Origin of the sequence: Nocardiopsis sp. MT53 (assembly GCF_019598965.1) — a bacterium.
Lineage (GTDB): Bacteria > Actinomycetota > Actinomycetes > Streptosporangiales > Streptosporangiaceae > Nocardiopsis > Nocardiopsis changdeensis.
Genome location: NZ_CP080599.1, coordinates 3,492,140 through 3,508,623 on the forward strand (window position 1 = coordinate 3,492,140; position 16,484 = coordinate 3,508,623).

Consider the following 16,484-nt stretch of genomic DNA (forward strand, 5'->3'; position numbering starts at 1 on the left):
CACCGGACACACGGGGGTGGGAGAGGCCCATGAGGGGACTGGGGGAGCTGGAAGCCGCCATCATGGACGCGCTGTGGCGGTCCGAGGAGCCGCTGCCCGTACGGCTCGTCCACGAGACGATGGTCTACGACCGGGACATCGCGTACACGACCGTCATGACGGTCGCGGGCATCCTGTACAACAAGGGCCTGGTCGACCGGGAGAAGCGCGGCCGCGCCTGGGTGTACTGGACGCTGGAGACCCGCGCCGAGTACACCGCGCGGGTCATGGACGAGTTCCTCGGCACCTGCCCGGAGCCCCAGGCCACCCTGCGCAGCCTCGTCGAGCGCTTCAGCGACGAGGAGGTGGCCTCCTTCCACCGGGTGCTCAGCCAGGTCCGCCTCAGCCGGGGCGCCGCCGGCTAGGTCCGTCTGTGCAGGCGGCGCACGTCCGGCACGGCCAGGGCCGCCAGGGAGGCCGCCACCGTCAGCGCGGCCAGCGCCGCCAGGGCCCGCTCCGGCCCCACGGCCGCCGCCACCGGCCCGATCGCCGCCTGCCCGACCGGGATCGCGGCGAACGACCCCAGGGCGTCGTAGGAGTACACCCGGGACAGCCGGTCGGCCGGGACGTTCTCCTGCACCGAGACGTTCCAGGCCACCTCGAACTGCTCCACGGCCACGCCCGCCGCGAACATGGCGGCGACCAGCACCAGGGGCGCCGCCGGCAGGGACAGCGCGTACAGCGGGACCGCCTGGACGGCGACCAGCGCCACCCCGAACGCCAGGGCGCGGCGCGGCAGCCACCGCGCGGCCAGGAACCCGCCCGCCAGCATCCCGGCGCTCTGGGCCGCCACCACCAGCCCCCAGGCCGCCCGGCCGAAGGACGCGTCGGCGATCGCCGGGCCCAGCACCGTCACCGAGGCCGACCAGGCGGCGTTGGTGACCATGAACTGCGCCACCACCACCCACACCCACGGGCGGGCGGTGAACTCGCGCCACCCCTCCACAAGGTCGCGCAGCACGCCCACCCGCCCCGTGCCGGCCTCCGTGCCCGGCGGCCGCAGCAGCACGAACGCCCCGCAGGCCAGCGCGTACAGTCCCGCGTCGGCGGCGATCGACCACCCCGGGCCGACGAACGCCACCAGGGCCCCGCCCAGGGACAGCCCCGCCACCATCGCGCCGTTGCCGGTCAGCCGGACCACCGCGTTGGCCTGGCGCAGCAGCCCGGGCGGCACCGTCTGGGGGACCAGCGCGGCGGACGCGGGCAGGTTCACCGCGGCCGCGGCCCCGTTGAGCACGCTCAGCCCCACCATCAGCGGCGTCGACGCCGTCCCCGTCAGCAGGGCCGCGCCCAGCGCCCCCTGGGACAGGGCGGCCAGGGCGCAGCCGCCGCGCAGCACCAGGGCGCGGGGGAGCCGGTCGGCGATCACCCCGCCGAGCAGCAGCAGGAGCACGTTGGCGACGGACCGCGCGCCCACCACCAGCCCCACCTGGACCAGGGAACCGGTCACGTCCAGCACGGCGAACGCCAGCGCCACGTTCGCGAGCCCGTTGCCCAGGGACATCAGCAGCCGCCCGGCGGCCAGCGCCCGGAACGGGCCGTGCCGCAGCGGCGCCCCCATCCCGGCCGCGCGCCCCGCGTCCTCCGTCGCCGTCACGTCAAAGCCCCGTCCCGTTCCCGGGGCTCCGGGCTCACGACAGGATCCAGCTGCGGCCCTCCGCCGCCAGCTTCTCCACGAGGGTCGCGCTGTCGTGCTCCTTGGCGAACAGGTGCTCGGGGCGGGTGATGGGCACGATCCACAGCCACCGCACCGGGTCGCCCTGGAAGGTCAGCCCCGCGGTGTCCGGCGGGGCGTGCCCGGCGGCGGCCACGAGGGGCGAGGGGTCCTCCAGCAGCAGCACCGCCCCCGCGCCCCGGCGCATCGCCCGGTCCTCGGGGTTGTCCAGCCACTTGACCGTGTGCCCGGTCCCGAACCAGGTCACCGCCCGCCACGGGAAGGCGCCGATCCACCGGAAGATCCGCGCCGCGTGGTGCGCGGGCATGGTGGTGGCCAGCGCCAGCTCCACCCGCGCGTACCTGGAGGTGTCGGCCATGTACCGGTCCAGGGTGGGCATCCGCTGCCCGCACATGCCCACGGTCGACAGGATCGTGAACGGCCGGTCCTCGGAGGGCGGGCGCTCCGACACCCGCAGCAGCGGCGGGTGGCCGTCGGACACGTCCCAGTAGTGGCCGGCCGCGCCCACCGTCCGGTTGAGGTGTCCCAGCACCGTGCGCTGCACGCTGCGCCACGCGCCCGAGGCCCGCCGCCAGTCCCAGTAGGCCTCCGCGTGCACCACCCGCGGCCACAGCTGCCCCTTGACCGGGTCCAGCTCCCAGGCGTAGGCGCTGCGCCCGATCGCCTCGCGGGCGTACCCGGGCAGTCCGCTGTCGGCCTCCGCCCAGCCGGGGATGACCGCGAGCAGGCCCTCCTCGTCGACCAGCGCGACCCCGTCGCCCTCCTCGAACCACACCGCGCGCAGACAGGAGGGGTCGAACCGGGGGCGCCCCTGCGGGTGCTTGGTGTGCCCCTCCGGCATCAGCGGGGCCCGCCCCTCGAAGGAGTCGCCGGGCTCGGCGGCGCGGGGGGCGATCTCGTGGTTGGCCAGCCACACCGGGACGCGGATGCGCCCGCGCGCGTCCAGCAGGTAGGCGGCCGTGGTCCGGGAGTCGCACTCGACGACGACGCGACGGCTCTGGTACGGGCTGACCTCGTCGAGCAGGACCTCGATCCCTGTCACCGGCCCTCCCACATGTGCCGATCCGCCGTCCTTCGCGGGTCCGATCCGACCCGTCCCTGCAATGCGTAGAATCGACGGTAGTGCCCTGACAGGCGGAGCCGTATCCGCAGCCGCGTATAGGTCGTATAACGACCCGAGCCGCTGCCGTCCCGCGCCGGGCCGAGACCATCGACTCCACCCTTACGGACTCTCTATGCCCGCCGAGCTCACCTTCGTCGCACCGCGCCGTGCCAAGCCTCCCCGGCACCTGGCCGACCTCACCCCGCAGGAGCGGGCCGAGGTCGTCGCCGAGCTGGGGGAGAAGCCCTTCCGGGCCAAACAGATCGCCAAGCACTACTTCGGCGGTCTGGAGTCGGACACCTCGGCCATGACCGACCTGCCCGCCTCCTCGCGGGAGAAGCTGGGCGAGGCCCTGCTGCCCCGCCTGCTCACCCCCGTCAAGCACATCACCTGCGACGACGGGATGACCCGCAAGACCCTGTGGAAGGCGTTCGACGGGGTGCTGTTCGAGTCGGTGCTGATGCGCTACCCGGACCGCGTCACCCTGTGCATCTCCTCACAGGCGGGCTGCGGCATGAACTGCCCGTTCTGCGCCACCGGGCAGGCGGGGCTCACCCGCAACCTGTCCACCGGCGAGATCGTGGAGCAGGTGGTGGCCAGCGCCCGCGACCTGGCCCGCGGCCAGGTGGCCGGCGGACCGGGGCGGATCAGCAACATCGTGTTCATGGGCATGGGCGAGCCCATGGCCAACTACAAGCGCGTCCTGGAGACGGTACGCCGGATCACCGACCCGGTGCCCGACGGGCTGGGCATCTCCCAGCGCGGCGTCACCGTGTCCACGGTGGGCCTGGTCCCGGCGATCGACAAGCTCACCGCCGAGAAGATGCAGGTGCGCCTGGCGATCTCGCTGCACGCCCCGGACGACGAGCTGCGCGACGAGCTGGTGCCGATCAACACCCGCTGGAAGGTCGCCGAGGTGCTCGACGCCGCCTGGCGCTACGCCGGGACGACCGGCCGCCGGGTCTCCATCGAGTACGCGCTCATCAAGGACGTCAACGACCAGGCGTGGCGGGCCGACCTGCTCGGCAGGCTGCTCAAGGGCCACCTGGTGCACGTGAACCTGATCCCGCTCAACCCCACCCCGGGGTCCAAGTGGACCGCGTCGCGCCCCGAGGACGAGCGCGAGTTCGTCCGGCGCCTGCAGTCCCACGGCGTCTCGGTGACCGTGCGCGACACCCGCGGCCAGGAGATCGACGGGGCCTGCGGCCAGCTCGCGGCCTCGGAGAGCTGACCCGGGGGTGGTCGAGACCGGACTGGCCTTCGTCATCGCCCTCGCGGCGGGACTGGTCCCGGTCCTCAACATCGAGGTCTACCTGCTGGGCGCCGTGGCCGTGAACGGCGACGGCGCCCTGGTGGCCATGGCGGTCGCCGCCGGCCTGGGGCAGACCCTGGGCAAGCTGCCCTACTACTACGCGGGCAAGGGGACGCTCTCCGCGCCCTGGCTGCGCAGGCGCACCGAGACGCCGGGCAAGTGGACCGAGCGGGCCGCCCGCTGGCGGAGCAGGGCCGAGGAGCGCCCCGCCTGGGGGGTGGGCCTGCTGGCGCTCAGCTCGTTCGCGAGCATCCCGCCGTTCATGGTGGTCTCCGTCCTGGCGGGCGTGGTGCGGATGAACATCGTGCTGTTCTCGGCCGTCACCTTCGCGACCCGCACCGCCCGCTTCCTCATCATCGTCCTGGCCCCCGCCTGGGCGCTGTCCTTCCTCCCCTGACCCCTTCCCGGCCGGGCTCCGGGATCCCTAGGATCGGGTGCGGTACCCCCGATCCGAGAGGCGCCCCATGCTGCCCTCCCTCCTCCTCGGCCTGCTGGCCGGACTCCTGCTCGGCAACGGCCTCCCGCACTTCGTCACGGGGATCACCGGCCGCTCGTACCCCAACGTGTTCGGCGACGGGCCGGTCCCCAACGTCCTCGGCGGCTGGGTGCAGCTCGTCGCGGCGTCCGGCATCGTCTATGCGCTGACCCGGCTGGACGGCGCCCCGTCCCCGCTCGTGCCGCTGGCGTGCGGTGCGGCGGGGGTCCTGGCGGCCGCCCTGTTCCACGCCCGCGGCCTCGCCGCCGGCGCGCGCCGCGCCGCCCCCGGGGACTGAGGCCCCCGGGGGCGGCGACGGTCAGGCGGTCTCCAGGTCGCGGCGGCGGAAGCCCGCCAGCGCCAGGGCCAGGGCGGCCGCGACCGCGGCGGAGGCGATCACGACCGGTGCCGCCTCGAACTCCTCCATCGGCGGCTGCGGCAGCATCCCGAACGCGCTGAGGTCCAGCGCCCAGTCGGGCATCCCCAGCAGGGCGCCGAGCATGGTGGTGAAGACGCTGTACCCCAGCCACAGCCACACCAGCGGCATCAGGCGCGGGGCCGCCCCGACGAACAGCGCGGTGGCCGCGACGAACGCCAGCGCCACCGGCGCCTGCGACAGCGCCGACTCCAGCATCGTGCCGATCCAGGAGGCGTCGTCCGTGGCGCTGAGCGCTCCGATGCCGATGCCGAGCCCGCCCAGGACCACGAGCAGACCCGTGGACAGGACGCCCACCGCCAGGGCGGCGCCGTACCAGCGGATCCGCCCCACCGCCGTGGCCAGGACGAGTTCGGCGCGGCCCGCCGACTCCTCGCTGCGCGCGCGCAGGACCGACAGGATGCCCTGGGCGGCGGCCGCCATGATCACGTAGCCCGACATGACGCCGAGGAAGCCCGCGGTCACGTCCTCGGCGGCGGAGCCGAGCAGGGCCATCAGCTCGGGGTTGGAGTCGAGCATCCCCTCGACCTCGGTGGCCAGCGTGCCGAAGGAGATCGAGAACAGGAAGGTCGCGGCGCTCCAGGCGATGATCGACCCCCGCTGCTGGCGCAGGTGCAGGGCGAGGACGCCGTTGAGCAGCGGGCCCGCCGCGGCCGGACCGGGGCGGGGCGGGACCAGGCCCGCGCCCAGGTCCCGGCGCCCCGCCAGGGCGTAGGCGGCGCCGAACAGGGCCAGGATCGCCAGCGGGTACAGGGCCAGCGGCCACCACCGCAGGTCGTCGAACACCCGGGTCTGCTGCACCCAGGCGAACGGGGAGGCCCAGGAGGAGGGCCCGCCCCCGCGCTCGGCCAGGTCGCCGACCACGCGGGCCATGAAGAGCAGCCCGGTGACGAGGAAGGCCGTCCCGGAGGCGGCCCGCGCGTGCTCGGTGAGCTGGGCGCACACCGCGGTGACGGCGCCGAAGGTGAGGCCGGCCAGCCCCAGCCCCAGCCCGTAGACCAGGGAGTCGACGGCGTCCAGCCCGTAGCCGGCCATGATCGCCCCGGTCAGCCCGCCGATGAGCAGGTTCAGCAGGGCGACGGTGAGCAGCGCCGCCGTCATCTGGGCGCCGCTGCCCAGGACCCCGGCCCGCAGCAGCTCGGCGCGGCCGCTCTCCTCCTCGGCCCGGGTGTGCCGGACCACGTGCAGGATGCTCATGATCGCCATGGCGATGAGCAGGCTCATGGTCAGCTCGTTGACCACCATGGCGCCGAGCGTGTAGTCGTCCAGCCCGAAGCCCGGGCCGCCGAAGAGGATCCCGGTGGGCGTGTCCATGAGCGCCGCCCGGGCCTGGCGCTGGGCTTCGGTGGCGAAGGCCTCGTCCAGGGTGGGGACGGTCAGGCCGACCGTGCCCACCAGGGCGACCACCCACACCGACATCCGGATGCGGTCGCGGCGCAGGATGAACCGGGTCAGGGTCCCGGTCCCGGTGAGGGCGCTCATGCCGCGCTCCCCCTGTCGCCGTTGAGGGCGGCCAGCTCGTCGCCGTAGTGGCGCAGGAACAGCTCCTCCAGGGAGGGCGGGTTGCTCACGAGGGAGCGGACCCCCAGGCCGGTCACCGCCCGCATGACGGTGTCGAGGTGGTCGTTGTCCACGTCCATGGAGATCCGGTCGCCGTCGACCTCCGCGTTGTGCACCCCGGCCAGCCCGGCCAGCGCTGAGGGGTCGCCGGAGACGGTGGCGCGCACGGAGGACCGGGTCAGGTGGCGCAGGTCCTCCAGGGTCCCCGACTCCACGGCCCTGCCCTGGCGGATGATGGTGACGGTGTCGCAGAGCTTCTCGACCTCGGACAGGATGTGGCTGGACAGCAGGACCGTGCGCCCCTGCTCCTTGGCCTCCAGCACGCACCCGGTGAACACCGCCTCCATCAGCGGGTCCAGTCCGGAGGTCGGCTCGTCCAGGATGAGCAGCTCGGCGTCGGAGGCGAGGGCGGCGACCAGGGCGACCTTCTGCCGGTTGCCCTTGGAGTAGGTGCGCGCCTTCTTGGTGGGGTCCAGTTCGAACCGGGCCAGCAGCTCCTCGCGGCGGGCCCGGTGCAGGCCGCCGCGCAGCCGCCCGAGCAGGTCGATGGCCTGGCCGCCGGTCAGGTTGGGCCACAGGGTGACGTCGCCGGGGACGTAGGCCAGCCTCCTGTGCAGGGAGACGGCGTCCTTCCAGGGGTCGCCGCCCAGCATGCGGACGGTGCCGGCGTCGGCCTTGAGCAGGCCGAGCAGGACGCGGATGGTCGTGGACTTGCCGGAGCCGTTGGGGCCGAGGAACCCGGCGACCCTGCCGGCCTCCACGGTGAGGTCCAGGCCGTTGAGGGCCTGGAACCGGCCGAAGTACTTGTCGACGCCGCGCGCGTCGATGACGGGTGAGGACATGGCGGGTGGTCTCTTCTCTCTTCCGACGGGGGTGCCCGGGGGCCTGGTGCGTCAGCGCGCGCCCTCGGGCGGGTCGCAGACGTACAGCAGGTAGGCGTCGAGCATCTGCCGGTCGGTGTAGAGACCTTCGGTGTACAGCTCCAGTACCGGGAGCATGTGCTCCTCCATCCATTCCCGCAGGAACAGTGGGAAGTCGATGTCGTCGGGGTCGGGTCGGGCGGACAGCGCTACGAGGAGGGAGCCCATGGAGCTCTCGGCCAGCCACCGGGCGCGCTTGGCCCGGTCGCGGCTGGGCCGGATCGTCCCGGCGGCCTCGCCCGCGGCGAGGTAGCCCTGGACGTCCTCGACGATGCGCTCGTACAGGGCCAGGCCGGCGGCGCCGCCCTCCTGGAAGGAGCGGACCGCGTAGGCCAGCAGGGGGGCGAACTCCTCGACGTGCGCCACGTACTGGAGGGCGACCGAGGGGTCGGAGGTCACCGACTCCCTCTTGACCTTGTGCACGACCTCGAAGACGTGGTCGTCGCAGGCCCTGCGCAGTCCGTCCTTGGACCCGAAGTGGTGCATGACCAGGCCGGGGGAGACCCCCGCCTTCTCGGCGATGGCCCGGATCGTCACCTTGAAGCCGTGCCTTCCGAAGTATTCGAGGGCGGCGTCGCGGATGCGGGCGCGCGCGGTGAGGTCGGAGGCAGCGGCTGAACTCATGTTCAATAGGTTAAACACGCGTTCAGTCCGCTGGCAAGGGGGTGGCCGTACACTCGTGCCCACCCGCGTCGACGAGGAGGATCCGATGGTGCAGGTCGCTGTCGCCCAGTTCGCCCCCGCCCAGGACAAGGCGGAGAACCTGCGCTCGGTGGGGAGGCTGGCCGCGCGGGCCGCGGCCCTGGGGGCGCGGGTGGTGCTGCTGCCCGAGTACACGATGTTCACCGCGTCCCGCACCGACGGCCGCTACGTCGAGGCGGCCGAGCCCCTGGACGGGCCGTTCGTCGCGGCCGCCGCCGACACCGCCCGCCGGGAGGGCGTCCACCTGGTGCTGGGCGTCAACGAGGAGACCGCCGGGGGCACGCACTTCTCCAACACGCTGGTGGCCCTGTCGCCGCGGGGCGAACGGGTCGCGCTCTACCGCAAGATCCACCTGTACGACGCGTTCGGCGTCAGGGAGTCCGACGTGGTCGCGCCCGGGCCCGTCGAGGAGCCGGAGACCTTCACCGTCGAGGGCGTGACCTTCGGCCTGCAGACCTGCTACGACCTGCGCTTCCCCGAGGTGACCCGGCGGATCGCGGACGCCGGGGCGCACGTGGTGCTGCTGGCCGCCCAGTGGGTGCCCGGACCGCTCAAGGAGGAGCACTGGCGGACGCTGGCGCGCGCCCGGGCGGTGGAGAACACCGTGTACGTCGCCGCCGCCGGGCAGTCCGCGCCCACGGGGGCGGGCAACAGCATGGTGGTCGACCCGATGGGGACGCCGATCGCGGCGCTGGGGGAGCAGGGCTTCGAGGTGGCCGTCGCCGAGGTTTCGGCCTCACGGGTGGACGAGGTCCGTACGACCAACCCCGCGTTGGCGATGCGCCGTTTTGTGGTGGTGCCCCGAGACTGATTCGATGTGATCGGGGGTAGTCCACCTCCTGGATGTCCGACAAATCCGCTGATCGCTCAGATTTCAGGCGGGGTCTTCCCAGGCTTGGTTACTTAGAGCTATGATCTACCTGCACGGAGTGATTTAGATGGGGACGGACCCTTCCAGGTGCCGAGTGCCTCTGATTGAATAAAGAGCCGGTAACTATCGGCCCGCCAGACTGTCCTAAACCACGGGGGGAGCAGGGACATTGCGCGGAACGAGCACGATGTGCGTATCGGATGCGGAGGCCGACGCCGTATCCGACGGATACGTGTACGACCCGGAATCGCTGAGCGCGGAGCAGTGCACGGGGGATGCCTGCGCCGTCTGCCACACGCGATGGCCCCGGCCGCGGACCGCCCTGGGCGTCCTGCCGGACGGGATGCCGGTGTTCGGTTGTGGTGACTGCGCGGAGCTCGTCGGCGCCGGATCGCCGGTCGCCGCCGACACCCGGGTGTTCGCCGCCCGCTGAGCAGAACACGGTCGCGCTCCGGGTCCAAGGGGAGAGAAGGACCCGGAGCGCTCCCGCCGGCGCACCCGCTTCCATGGGGAGGAGGGGAAGTTGAGCGCGCCTTTCCCGGAATGGTCCCGTGATCAGGCCGTCGGCCACGCCCCGTGAGGGGCGGGCGACAACCACGATACTCCGAGTCGCCCGCCGCGACCGTCGGTGGGACGTATCCGTCCGGTATTTCCCTGAACTGCTGACAGTCGGGAATGTCCGTTGTCATTCGCCGACGGGGGACCCGTCAGCCGTTGGTGGGGAACCCGAGGTCCACACCGCCGGACGGGCGCGCGCCCGGGTCGGTCCACCGGGCGGTGACCGCCTTGGTGCGGGTGTAGAAGTGCACCCCCTCGGTGCCGTGCGCGTGCGAGTCGCCGAACAGCGACTGCTTCCACCCGCCGAACGAGTAGTAGGCCATCGGCACCGGGATCGGCACGTTGACGCCGACCATCCCCACCTCGACCTCGTTCTGGAACCGCCGGGCCGCCCCGCCGTCGTTGGTGAAGATCGCCGTCCCGTTGCCGTAGGGGTTGTCGTTGACCAGCTTCACCGCGGAGTCGTAGTCGTCCGCCCGCAGCACGCTCAGGACCGGGCCGAAGATCTCGTCGCGGTAGCAGGACATCTCCGGGCCCACGTGGTCGAGCAGCGTCGGCCCCAGCCAGAACCCGTCCTCCCCGCCGCCCAGGACCGGGTGCACCCGGCCGTCGACGGCCAGCGTCGCGCCCTCGCGCACCCCCGACTCCAGGTAGGAGGCGACCTTGTCGCGGTGCTCGCGGGTGACCAGCGGGCCCATCTCGCTGCGCTCGTCGTCGCCGGGGCCCACCCGCAGCCGGGAGATCCGCTCCTTGATCCGGGCGACCAGCTCGTCGCCCACCGGGTCCACCGCGACCACCGCGGAGATGGCCATGCAGCGTTCCCCGGCCGAGCCGAACCCGGCCGACACCGCCTGGTCGGCGGCCAGGTCCAGGTCGGCGTCGGGCAGCACCACCATGTGGTTCTTGGCCCCGCCCAGCGCCTGCACCCGCTTGCCGTGCTCGGCGGCCGTCCGGTAGATGTACCGGGCGATCGGGGTGGAGCCCACGAAGCTCACCGCCGCCACGTCGGGGTGCTCCAGGAGCGCGTCCACGGCGACCTTGTCGCCCTGGACCACGCTGAACACGCCCTCGGGCAGCCCGGCCTCCTCCCACAGCCCGGCGATGAGCAGCGACGCCGAGGGGTCCTTCTCGCTGGGCTTGAGCACGAACGCGTTGCCGCAGGCGATCGCCACCGGGAACATCCACATCGGCACCATGGCCGGGAAGTTGAACGGGGTGATGCCCGCGACCACGCCCAGCGGCTGGAGGATGGAGTAGGAGTCCACGCCGGTGGACACGTTCTCGGAGTAGCCGCCCTTGAGCAGGTGGGGGATGCCGCAGGCGAAGTCCACGACCTCCAGGCCGCGGGCCACCTCGCCCTGCGCGTCGGAGAACACCTTGCCGTGCTCGGCGCTGATCGCCGCGGCCAGCTCGTCCCTGTTGGCGTTGAGCAGCTCCCGGAACCGGAACAGGATCTGTACCCGCCGCGACAGCGACGTGTCCCGCCAGCCCGGGAACGCCGCCCGGGCCGCGGCCACCGCCGCGTCCACCTCCTCGGGGCCCGCGAAGTCGACGGTGCCGGTGACCGCGCCCGTCGCCGGGTTGTAGATGTCGCCCTGGCGCTCGGCCGGGCCCTGGTAGCGGCGTCCGCCGATCCAGTGGGTGACGTGCTTGCCCATGTCTGGTCTCCTCGGGTCGTGTCAGGCCTGGGCGTCGACCGCGCGGACGGCGTCCAGCAGCAGGTCGCGCCCCTGGGCGGCGTCCTCGGCGGACAGGGTCAGCGGCGGGGCCATGCGCAGCACGTTGCCGTGCACGCCGCCCTTGCCCACCAGCAGGCCCCGCTCGCGGGCGGCCTCCAGCACCCGGCCGGCCAGGGCCGAGGAGGGGCCGCCGGTGCGCGGGTCCGCCATCTCGACGGCGAACATCAGGCCCTTGCCGCGCACGTCCGCCACCGACGCCAGTTCGGTCAGCGGCCGCAGGCCCTCGATGATGAGCGAGCCCTGCCGCAGCGCGTTGCCCTGGAGGTCGTGCTCCAACACGTAGTCCAGGGTGGCCCCGGCGGCCGCCATCGACACCGGGTTCCCGCCGAAGGTGGCCACGCCCAGCGCCGACAGGCCGTCCATGAGGTCGCCGCGCGCCACGACGCCGCCGACGGCGAAGCCGTTGCCCAGGCCCTTGGCGAAGGTCATCATGTCCGGGGTGACCCCGTGGTTCCCGATGCCGAAGAAACTGGTGCCGGTGCGGCCCCAGCCGGTCTGCACCTCGTCGGAGACGAACAGGATCCCGTGCTCGTCCAGCACCTCCTTGTAGGCGGCGTACAGCCCGTCCGGCGGCATGTTGAACCCGCCCACGCCCTGGATCGGCTCGGCGATCAGACAGGCCACGTTCGGTGCGGCGGTATCCAGGACGTCGCGCAGGTCGGCGACGCAGGCCTCGGTGTACTCCTTCTCCGACATGCCGCGGAACACCGGGGAGGCGTGGTCGGTGCCGTGCAGGTAGTGCACGTTGAGCGGGGACAGCGAGGAGTTCTTCCAGCCGCGGTTGCCGGTGACGGCGATGGTGCCGTAGGAGCGCCCGTGGTAGCTGCCGCGCACGGCCAGCACCTCGTCGCTGCCGCGGGCGCAGGTGGCCAGCAGCAGGGCGGTCTCGTTGGCCTCGGTGCCGGAGTTGGTGAAGAACACCTTGGCGTCGGGGATGCCCGACAGGCGGGCGATCTTCTCGGCGAGCTCGACCTGGGAGCGGATCAGGTACAGCGTGGAGGTGTGCACGACGCCCTTGGCGATCTGCCGCTCCACGGCCTCGCGCACCTCGGCCACGTCGTAGCCGAGCATGTTGGTCACGATGCCGGTGAAGAAGTCCAGGTAGGTGCGGCCGTCCGCGTCGGTGACGCGGGAGCCGCTGCCGGACACGATCTCCAGCGGGGACTCGTAGTACAGGGGCAGCCAGGAGGGCATGACCGCGCGGTGGCGCGAGAGAAGTTCGGACATGCCCCCAGTCTCTCCGCGGACCGCCGCCGTGGCCAGAACCACCGTGTTGACAACATGCAGGCCGGATTTACGACCTGTAAGGAGGCCGCATCCCCTGCTCACCGCGGGTTCCGTGCCGCAGGGCCGCGAAAGGGGGTGCACAGTGTCAGGCGGACCCGGTCGGCTTCTGACACTGTGTCCTAGAATGCGAACGTGCTTCCCACCCTTGCCGAGGTCCTGCGCCTCCCCGCGCTCCAGCGCGCCCGCCCCCGCGTCGTGGTCGGCTCCGAGCACCTGGACGTGCCCGTGCGCTGGGTCCACATCGCCGAGGTCACCGACCTGGCGCACCTGCTGCGCGGCGGCGAGCTCGTGCTCAGCACCGGCATCGCCATGCCCGACGACCCCCACGCGCTCAAGCGCTACATCGACGATCTCGCGGCCGTCGGCGTCAGCGGCATCGCCGTCGAGCTGGGCCGCAAGTACCACGCCGAGCTGCCGGGGCCGTTCCTGGACGCCGCCCGCGAGGCCGGGGTCCCGGTGATCCTGCTGGACCGGGAGGCCCGGTTCGTGGAGATCACCGAGGCCGTGCACATCCGGGTCGTCAACGAGCAGCTGGAGGAGCTGCGCGAGTCCGAGAAGCTCCACTCGGTCTTCACCCGACTGTCGGTGGAGGGCGCCGACACCGACCGCATCCTGCACGAGATCACCCAGCTGTCCGGCTGTCCGGTGGTCCTGGAGAACCTCTCCCACCAGGTCCTGGCCTGCGACCTCAACGGCGAGGACCCCGGGACCCTGCTCACCTCCTGGGAGAGCCGCTCGCGAGCCGTGCGGTCGGGCACGCGCACCGTCCACGCCCCGGCCACCGGCTGGCTGGTCACCACGGTCGGCGCGCGCGGGCAGGACTGGGGGCGGCTCATCCTCATCGCCGGGGCCAACCCCACCCCCCGCCAGAGCATGCTCATCGAGCGGGCGGCCACCACGCTGGCGCTGGGCCGGCTGCTCGAACGCCACCAGGAGAGCCTGGAGCGCCAGACCCACCGCACGATCATCGCGGGCATCATCGACCGCGCCTACTCCGACCCCGAGGAGGCCCTGGTGCGGGCCCGGGCCGTGGGCGTCCCCCTCAACAACCGCGAACTGCTGGGCCTGGTGCTGCGCCTGCGGGAGAACGGGACCGGCCTGGCCGCGCAGGCCCGCCTGTCCGACACCGCGGAGGGCGCCGCCCGCGCCTGCCGCGAGCTGCGGCTGCCCGCGCTGGTGGGCTCCCTGGACGACCTGCGGGTCGGCGTCCTGCTGGCGCTGCCGCCCCGGCGGCGCGTCGACGCCACCCTGCACATGCTCGCCGACCGGCTGGCGGTGACCGTCGGCGACGCCGCGGTGCTCGCGGTCGGCTCCACCTCGGACGACATCCGCGAGGTGCGCCGCTCCTTCCTGGAGGCGCGCCAGGTGGGCGACGTGGCGGTCCGCCAGAGCGACCGGCGGCCCTTCTACCGCCTGCCCGACCTGCACCTGCGCGGGCTGCTGCACCTGTTCCGCGACGACGAGCGGCTGCAGACCTACGTGGAGCGCGAGCTGGGCCCGCTGCTGGACCACGACGCCCGGCACGGCTCGGACCTCACCGACATGCTCCGCCACTACCTGGCGGCGGGGCGCAACAAGGCGCTGGCGGCGGGCAACGCGCACCTGTCCCGGCCCGCGTTCTACGATCGGCTGCGCAGGATCTCCAACGTGCTCGACGCCGACCTGGACTCGGTCGAGACCTGCCTGTCCCTGCACGTGGCCCTGCTGTCACTGGATTCGGTGCGCGACGGCCAGCTTTGACCGGCCGGGGTCTTCGTCATTCGAATGACCGTGCAGTAACCTTGGAATCCGTTGTACGGACGCCAGATGTCGATGAAATCCGGCGTTCATACGCACAAAATACGTTGGATTCACGGAGGGCCATGTGAACGGCCAGTCGGACCCCGCCCCCCAGCGCAGGGGCAACGGCATCGTCCTGGACGAGACCGCCAAACGCATCATCGAGGTGCTCCAGGAGGACGGCCGCCGGTCCTACGCCGCCATCGGCAAGGCCGTGGGCCTGTCCGAGGCCGCCGTGCGCCAGCGCGTCCAGCGCCTGCTGGAGTCCGGGGTGGTCCAGGTCGTGGGGGTCACCGACCCCATGATGCTCGGCTTCCACCGCCAGGCCATGATCGGCGTGCGCACCGACGGCGACCTCAACACCGCCGCCGACGTGATCTCCGAGATCCCCGGGGTGGAGTACGTCGTCATCACGGCGGGCTCCTTCGACCTGCTGGTCGAGGTCGTCGCCGAGGACGACGCCCGCCTGCTGGAGATCCTGGCGGCCATGCGCGCCGTCGACTCGGTGGTCTCCACCGAGACCTTCCTGTACCTCAGGCTCCGCAAGCAGACCTACGCCTGGGGCACCCGGTAGGGGGCGATGCCCACCGGGTGCCCCGGGGTGGAGGGGCCGCGGGGTGCGGGCCGGGAAGGCCCGCGGGGCGCGGCTACAGGCGGGCGAACGCCTCGGCCAGGATGTCCAGGCCCTCGTTGAGGAGGTCGTCGCCGATGACCAGCGGCGGCAGCATGCGGATCACGTTGCCGTAGGTGCCCGCGCTCAGCAGGATCAGGCCCTGGGAGTGGCAGTACGACAGGACCTTGCCCAGCGCCTCCGCGTCCGGGGTCTTGTCCTCCTTGACCAGCTCGATCGCGATCATCGCGCCGCGGCCGCGCACGTCGCCGATCACCGGGTGCTCCTCGGCCAGCTTGCGCAGCCGGCCCAGCATCAGGTCGCCGATCTCGCGGGCGCGCCCGACCAGGTCGTCGGACTCGATGGCCTCCAGCGACGCCAGCGCGGCGGCGCAGGCGGTCGGGTTGCCGCCGTAGGTGCCGCCCAGGCCGCCGCCGTGCACGGCGTCCATGAGCTCGGCGCGGCCGGTCACCGCGGCCAGCGGCAGGCCGCCCGCGATGCCCTTGGCGGTCGTGATGAGGTCCGGGACGATGCCCTCGTGCTCGCAGGCGAACATCTGCCCGGTGCGCGCGAAGCCGGTCTGCACCTCGTCGGCGACGAACACGATCCCGTTGGCGCGGCAGAACTCCACCACGGCGGGCAGGAAGCCGGGGGCGGGCTCGATGAAGCCGCCCTCGCCCTGGATCGGCTCGATCACCACGGCGGCGACGTTGTCCGCGCCGATCTGCTTGGTGATCTGGTCGATGACCATGGCGGCGGCCTCGGGGCCGCAGTTCTCCGGGCCGGTGGGCCAGCGGTAGGCGTAGGCCATGGGCATGCGGTGGATCTCGCCCGCGAACGGTCCGAAGCCCTGCTTGTAGGGCATGTTCTTGGCGGTCAGGCCCATGGTGAGGTTGGTGCGGCCGTGGTAGGCGTGGTCGAACACCACGACGGCCTGGCGCCCGGTGGCGCTGCGGGCGATCTTCACCGCGTTCTCGACGGCCTCGGCGCCGGAGTTCAGCAGGATCGAGCGCTTCTCGTGGTCGCCGGGGGTGATCCGGTTGAGGGCCTCGCACACGTCCACGTACGCCTCGTACGGGTTGACCATGAAACACGTGTGCGTGAACCGGCCCAGCTGCTCGGCGGAGCGCTCCACCACGCGCGGGTCGGCGTTGCCGACGTTGGTCACGGCGATGCCCGAGCCGAAGTCGATGAGGGCGTTGCCGTCGACGTCCTCGACGATCCCGCCGCCGGCCCGGGTCACGTAGACGGGCAGCACGCTGCCGACGCCCTTGGCGACGGCCGCGACACGGCGCTCCTGGAGCTCACGGGACTTGGGACCGGGGATCTCGGTGACGACCCGGCGGGACTGGGCGACCTCGGTCACGGCCATGCGTCTGCCTCCTTCAGTGCGACACGGGGTGTGGAACGGGACGGGGC

At 72.6% G+C, this 16,484-nt stretch carries 16 protein-coding genes; 8 read left to right on the forward strand and 8 right to left on the reverse strand.

Annotated features, from left to right (window positions below):
• Window positions 1–29: 29 nt before the first annotated feature.
• The gene (locus K1J57_RS15585) at window positions 30–404 is read left to right on the forward strand and encodes a BlaI/MecI/CopY family transcriptional regulator (RefSeq protein ID WP_220565136.1); all 375 of its coding nucleotides are present in this window, start codon (window positions 30–32) and stop codon (window positions 402–404) included.
• On the opposite strand, the gene K1J57_RS15590 is transcribed toward K1J57_RS15585, so the two are convergent.
• Window positions 401–1,600, reverse strand: coding sequence for an MFS transporter (locus K1J57_RS15590; protein WP_220565567.1), 1,200 nt, complete (start codon window positions 1,598–1,600; stop codon window positions 401–403). The genes K1J57_RS15585 and K1J57_RS15590 overlap by 4 nt on opposite strands.
• Window positions 1,601–1,670: 70 nt before the next feature.
• Window positions 1,671–2,756 carry a suppressor of fused domain protein gene (locus K1J57_RS15595; protein ID WP_220565138.1) on the reverse strand — a complete coding sequence of 362 codons (1,086 nt, stop codon included), beginning with the start codon at window positions 2,754–2,756 and terminating at the stop codon, window positions 1,671–1,673.
• A 193-nt stretch (window positions 2,757–2,949) separates the two neighbouring features.
• On the opposite strand from K1J57_RS15595, the gene rlmN reads away from it, so the two are divergent.
• The 3 genes from rlmN to K1J57_RS15610 all read left to right on the forward strand — a co-directional run bounded on the left by rlmN (window position 2,950) and on the right by K1J57_RS15610 (window position 4,901).
• Window positions 2,950–4,047 carry a 23S rRNA (adenine(2503)-C(2))-methyltransferase RlmN gene (rlmN, locus tag K1J57_RS15600; protein ID WP_220565139.1) on the forward strand — a complete coding sequence of 366 codons (1,098 nt, stop codon included), beginning with the start codon at window positions 2,950–2,952 and terminating at the stop codon, window positions 4,045–4,047.
• 7 nt (window positions 4,048–4,054) lie between these two features.
• Window positions 4,055–4,525: a hypothetical protein gene (locus K1J57_RS15605; RefSeq protein ID WP_220565141.1), complete on the forward strand. Its 471-nt coding sequence runs from the start codon at window positions 4,055–4,057 to the stop codon at window positions 4,523–4,525.
• Window positions 4,526–4,592: 67 nt separating this feature from the next.
• Window positions 4,593–4,901 (forward strand): hypothetical protein, encoded by a 309-nt coding sequence (locus K1J57_RS15610; protein ID WP_220565142.1) that lies wholly within the window; start codon window positions 4,593–4,595, stop codon window positions 4,899–4,901.
• 21 nt (window positions 4,902–4,922) lie between these two features.
• On the opposite strand, the gene K1J57_RS15615 is transcribed toward K1J57_RS15610, so the two are convergent.
• The 3 genes from K1J57_RS15615 to K1J57_RS15625 are packed head-to-tail and all read right to left on the reverse strand — an operon-like array spanning window position 4,923 to window position 8,143.
• Complete coding sequence (locus K1J57_RS15615; RefSeq protein WP_220565144.1) at window positions 4,923–6,521, reverse strand: ABC transporter permease; 1,599 nt, start codon at window positions 6,519–6,521, stop codon at window positions 4,923–4,925.
• The gene (locus K1J57_RS15620; protein WP_220565145.1) at window positions 6,518–7,441 is read right to left on the reverse strand and encodes an ABC transporter ATP-binding protein; all 924 of its coding nucleotides are present in this window, start codon (window positions 7,439–7,441) and stop codon (window positions 6,518–6,520) included. Before K1J57_RS15620 ends, K1J57_RS15615 begins: the two co-directional genes overlap by 4 nt.
• 51 nt (window positions 7,442–7,492) lie before the next feature.
• A complete protein-coding gene (locus tag K1J57_RS15625) occupies window positions 7,493–8,143 on the reverse strand; it encodes a TetR/AcrR family transcriptional regulator (RefSeq protein ID WP_220565146.1) in 651 nt (216 codons plus the stop codon).
• Between the two features lie 85 nt (window positions 8,144–8,228).
• Here K1J57_RS15625 and K1J57_RS15630 point away from each other — a divergent pair, with 85 nt between their 5' ends.
• Window positions 8,229–9,032, forward strand: coding sequence for a carbon-nitrogen hydrolase family protein (locus tag K1J57_RS15630; RefSeq protein WP_220565148.1), 804 nt, complete (start codon window positions 8,229–8,231; stop codon window positions 9,030–9,032).
• A gap of 247 nt (window positions 9,033–9,279) precedes the next feature.
• Window positions 9,280–9,525, forward strand: a complete 246-nt coding sequence (locus K1J57_RS15635; RefSeq protein ID WP_220565150.1) for a hypothetical protein — start codon at window positions 9,280–9,282, stop codon at window positions 9,523–9,525.
• 274 nt (window positions 9,526–9,799) lie between these two features.
• On the opposite strand, the gene K1J57_RS15640 is transcribed toward K1J57_RS15635, so the two are convergent.
• A complete protein-coding gene (locus tag K1J57_RS15640; RefSeq protein WP_220565152.1) occupies window positions 9,800–11,308 on the reverse strand; it encodes a CoA-acylating methylmalonate-semialdehyde dehydrogenase in 1,509 nt (502 codons plus the stop codon).
• 21 nt (window positions 11,309–11,329) lie between these two features.
• On the reverse strand, window positions 11,330–12,616 hold the full coding sequence (locus tag K1J57_RS15645) for an aspartate aminotransferase family protein (RefSeq protein WP_220565153.1): 1,287 nt from the start codon (window positions 12,614–12,616) through the stop codon (window positions 11,330–11,332).
• 192 nt (window positions 12,617–12,808) lie between these two features.
• Between K1J57_RS15645 and K1J57_RS15650 the strand changes: the two genes are divergently transcribed.
• Window positions 12,809–14,416: a PucR family transcriptional regulator gene (locus K1J57_RS15650; protein ID WP_220565155.1), complete on the forward strand. Its 1,608-nt coding sequence runs from the start codon at window positions 12,809–12,811 to the stop codon at window positions 14,414–14,416.
• A 124-nt stretch (window positions 14,417–14,540) separates the two neighbouring features.
• Window positions 14,541–15,029: an Lrp/AsnC family transcriptional regulator gene (locus K1J57_RS15655; RefSeq protein WP_220565157.1), complete on the forward strand. Its 489-nt coding sequence runs from the start codon at window positions 14,541–14,543 to the stop codon at window positions 15,027–15,029.
• Between the two features lie 73 nt (window positions 15,030–15,102).
• On the opposite strand, the gene gabT is transcribed toward K1J57_RS15655, so the two are convergent.
• Window positions 15,103–16,437 (reverse strand): 4-aminobutyrate--2-oxoglutarate transaminase, encoded by a 1,335-nt coding sequence (gene gabT, locus K1J57_RS15660; RefSeq protein WP_220565158.1) that lies wholly within the window; start codon window positions 16,435–16,437, stop codon window positions 15,103–15,105.
• Between the last annotated feature and the right edge of the window lie 47 nt (window positions 16,438–16,484).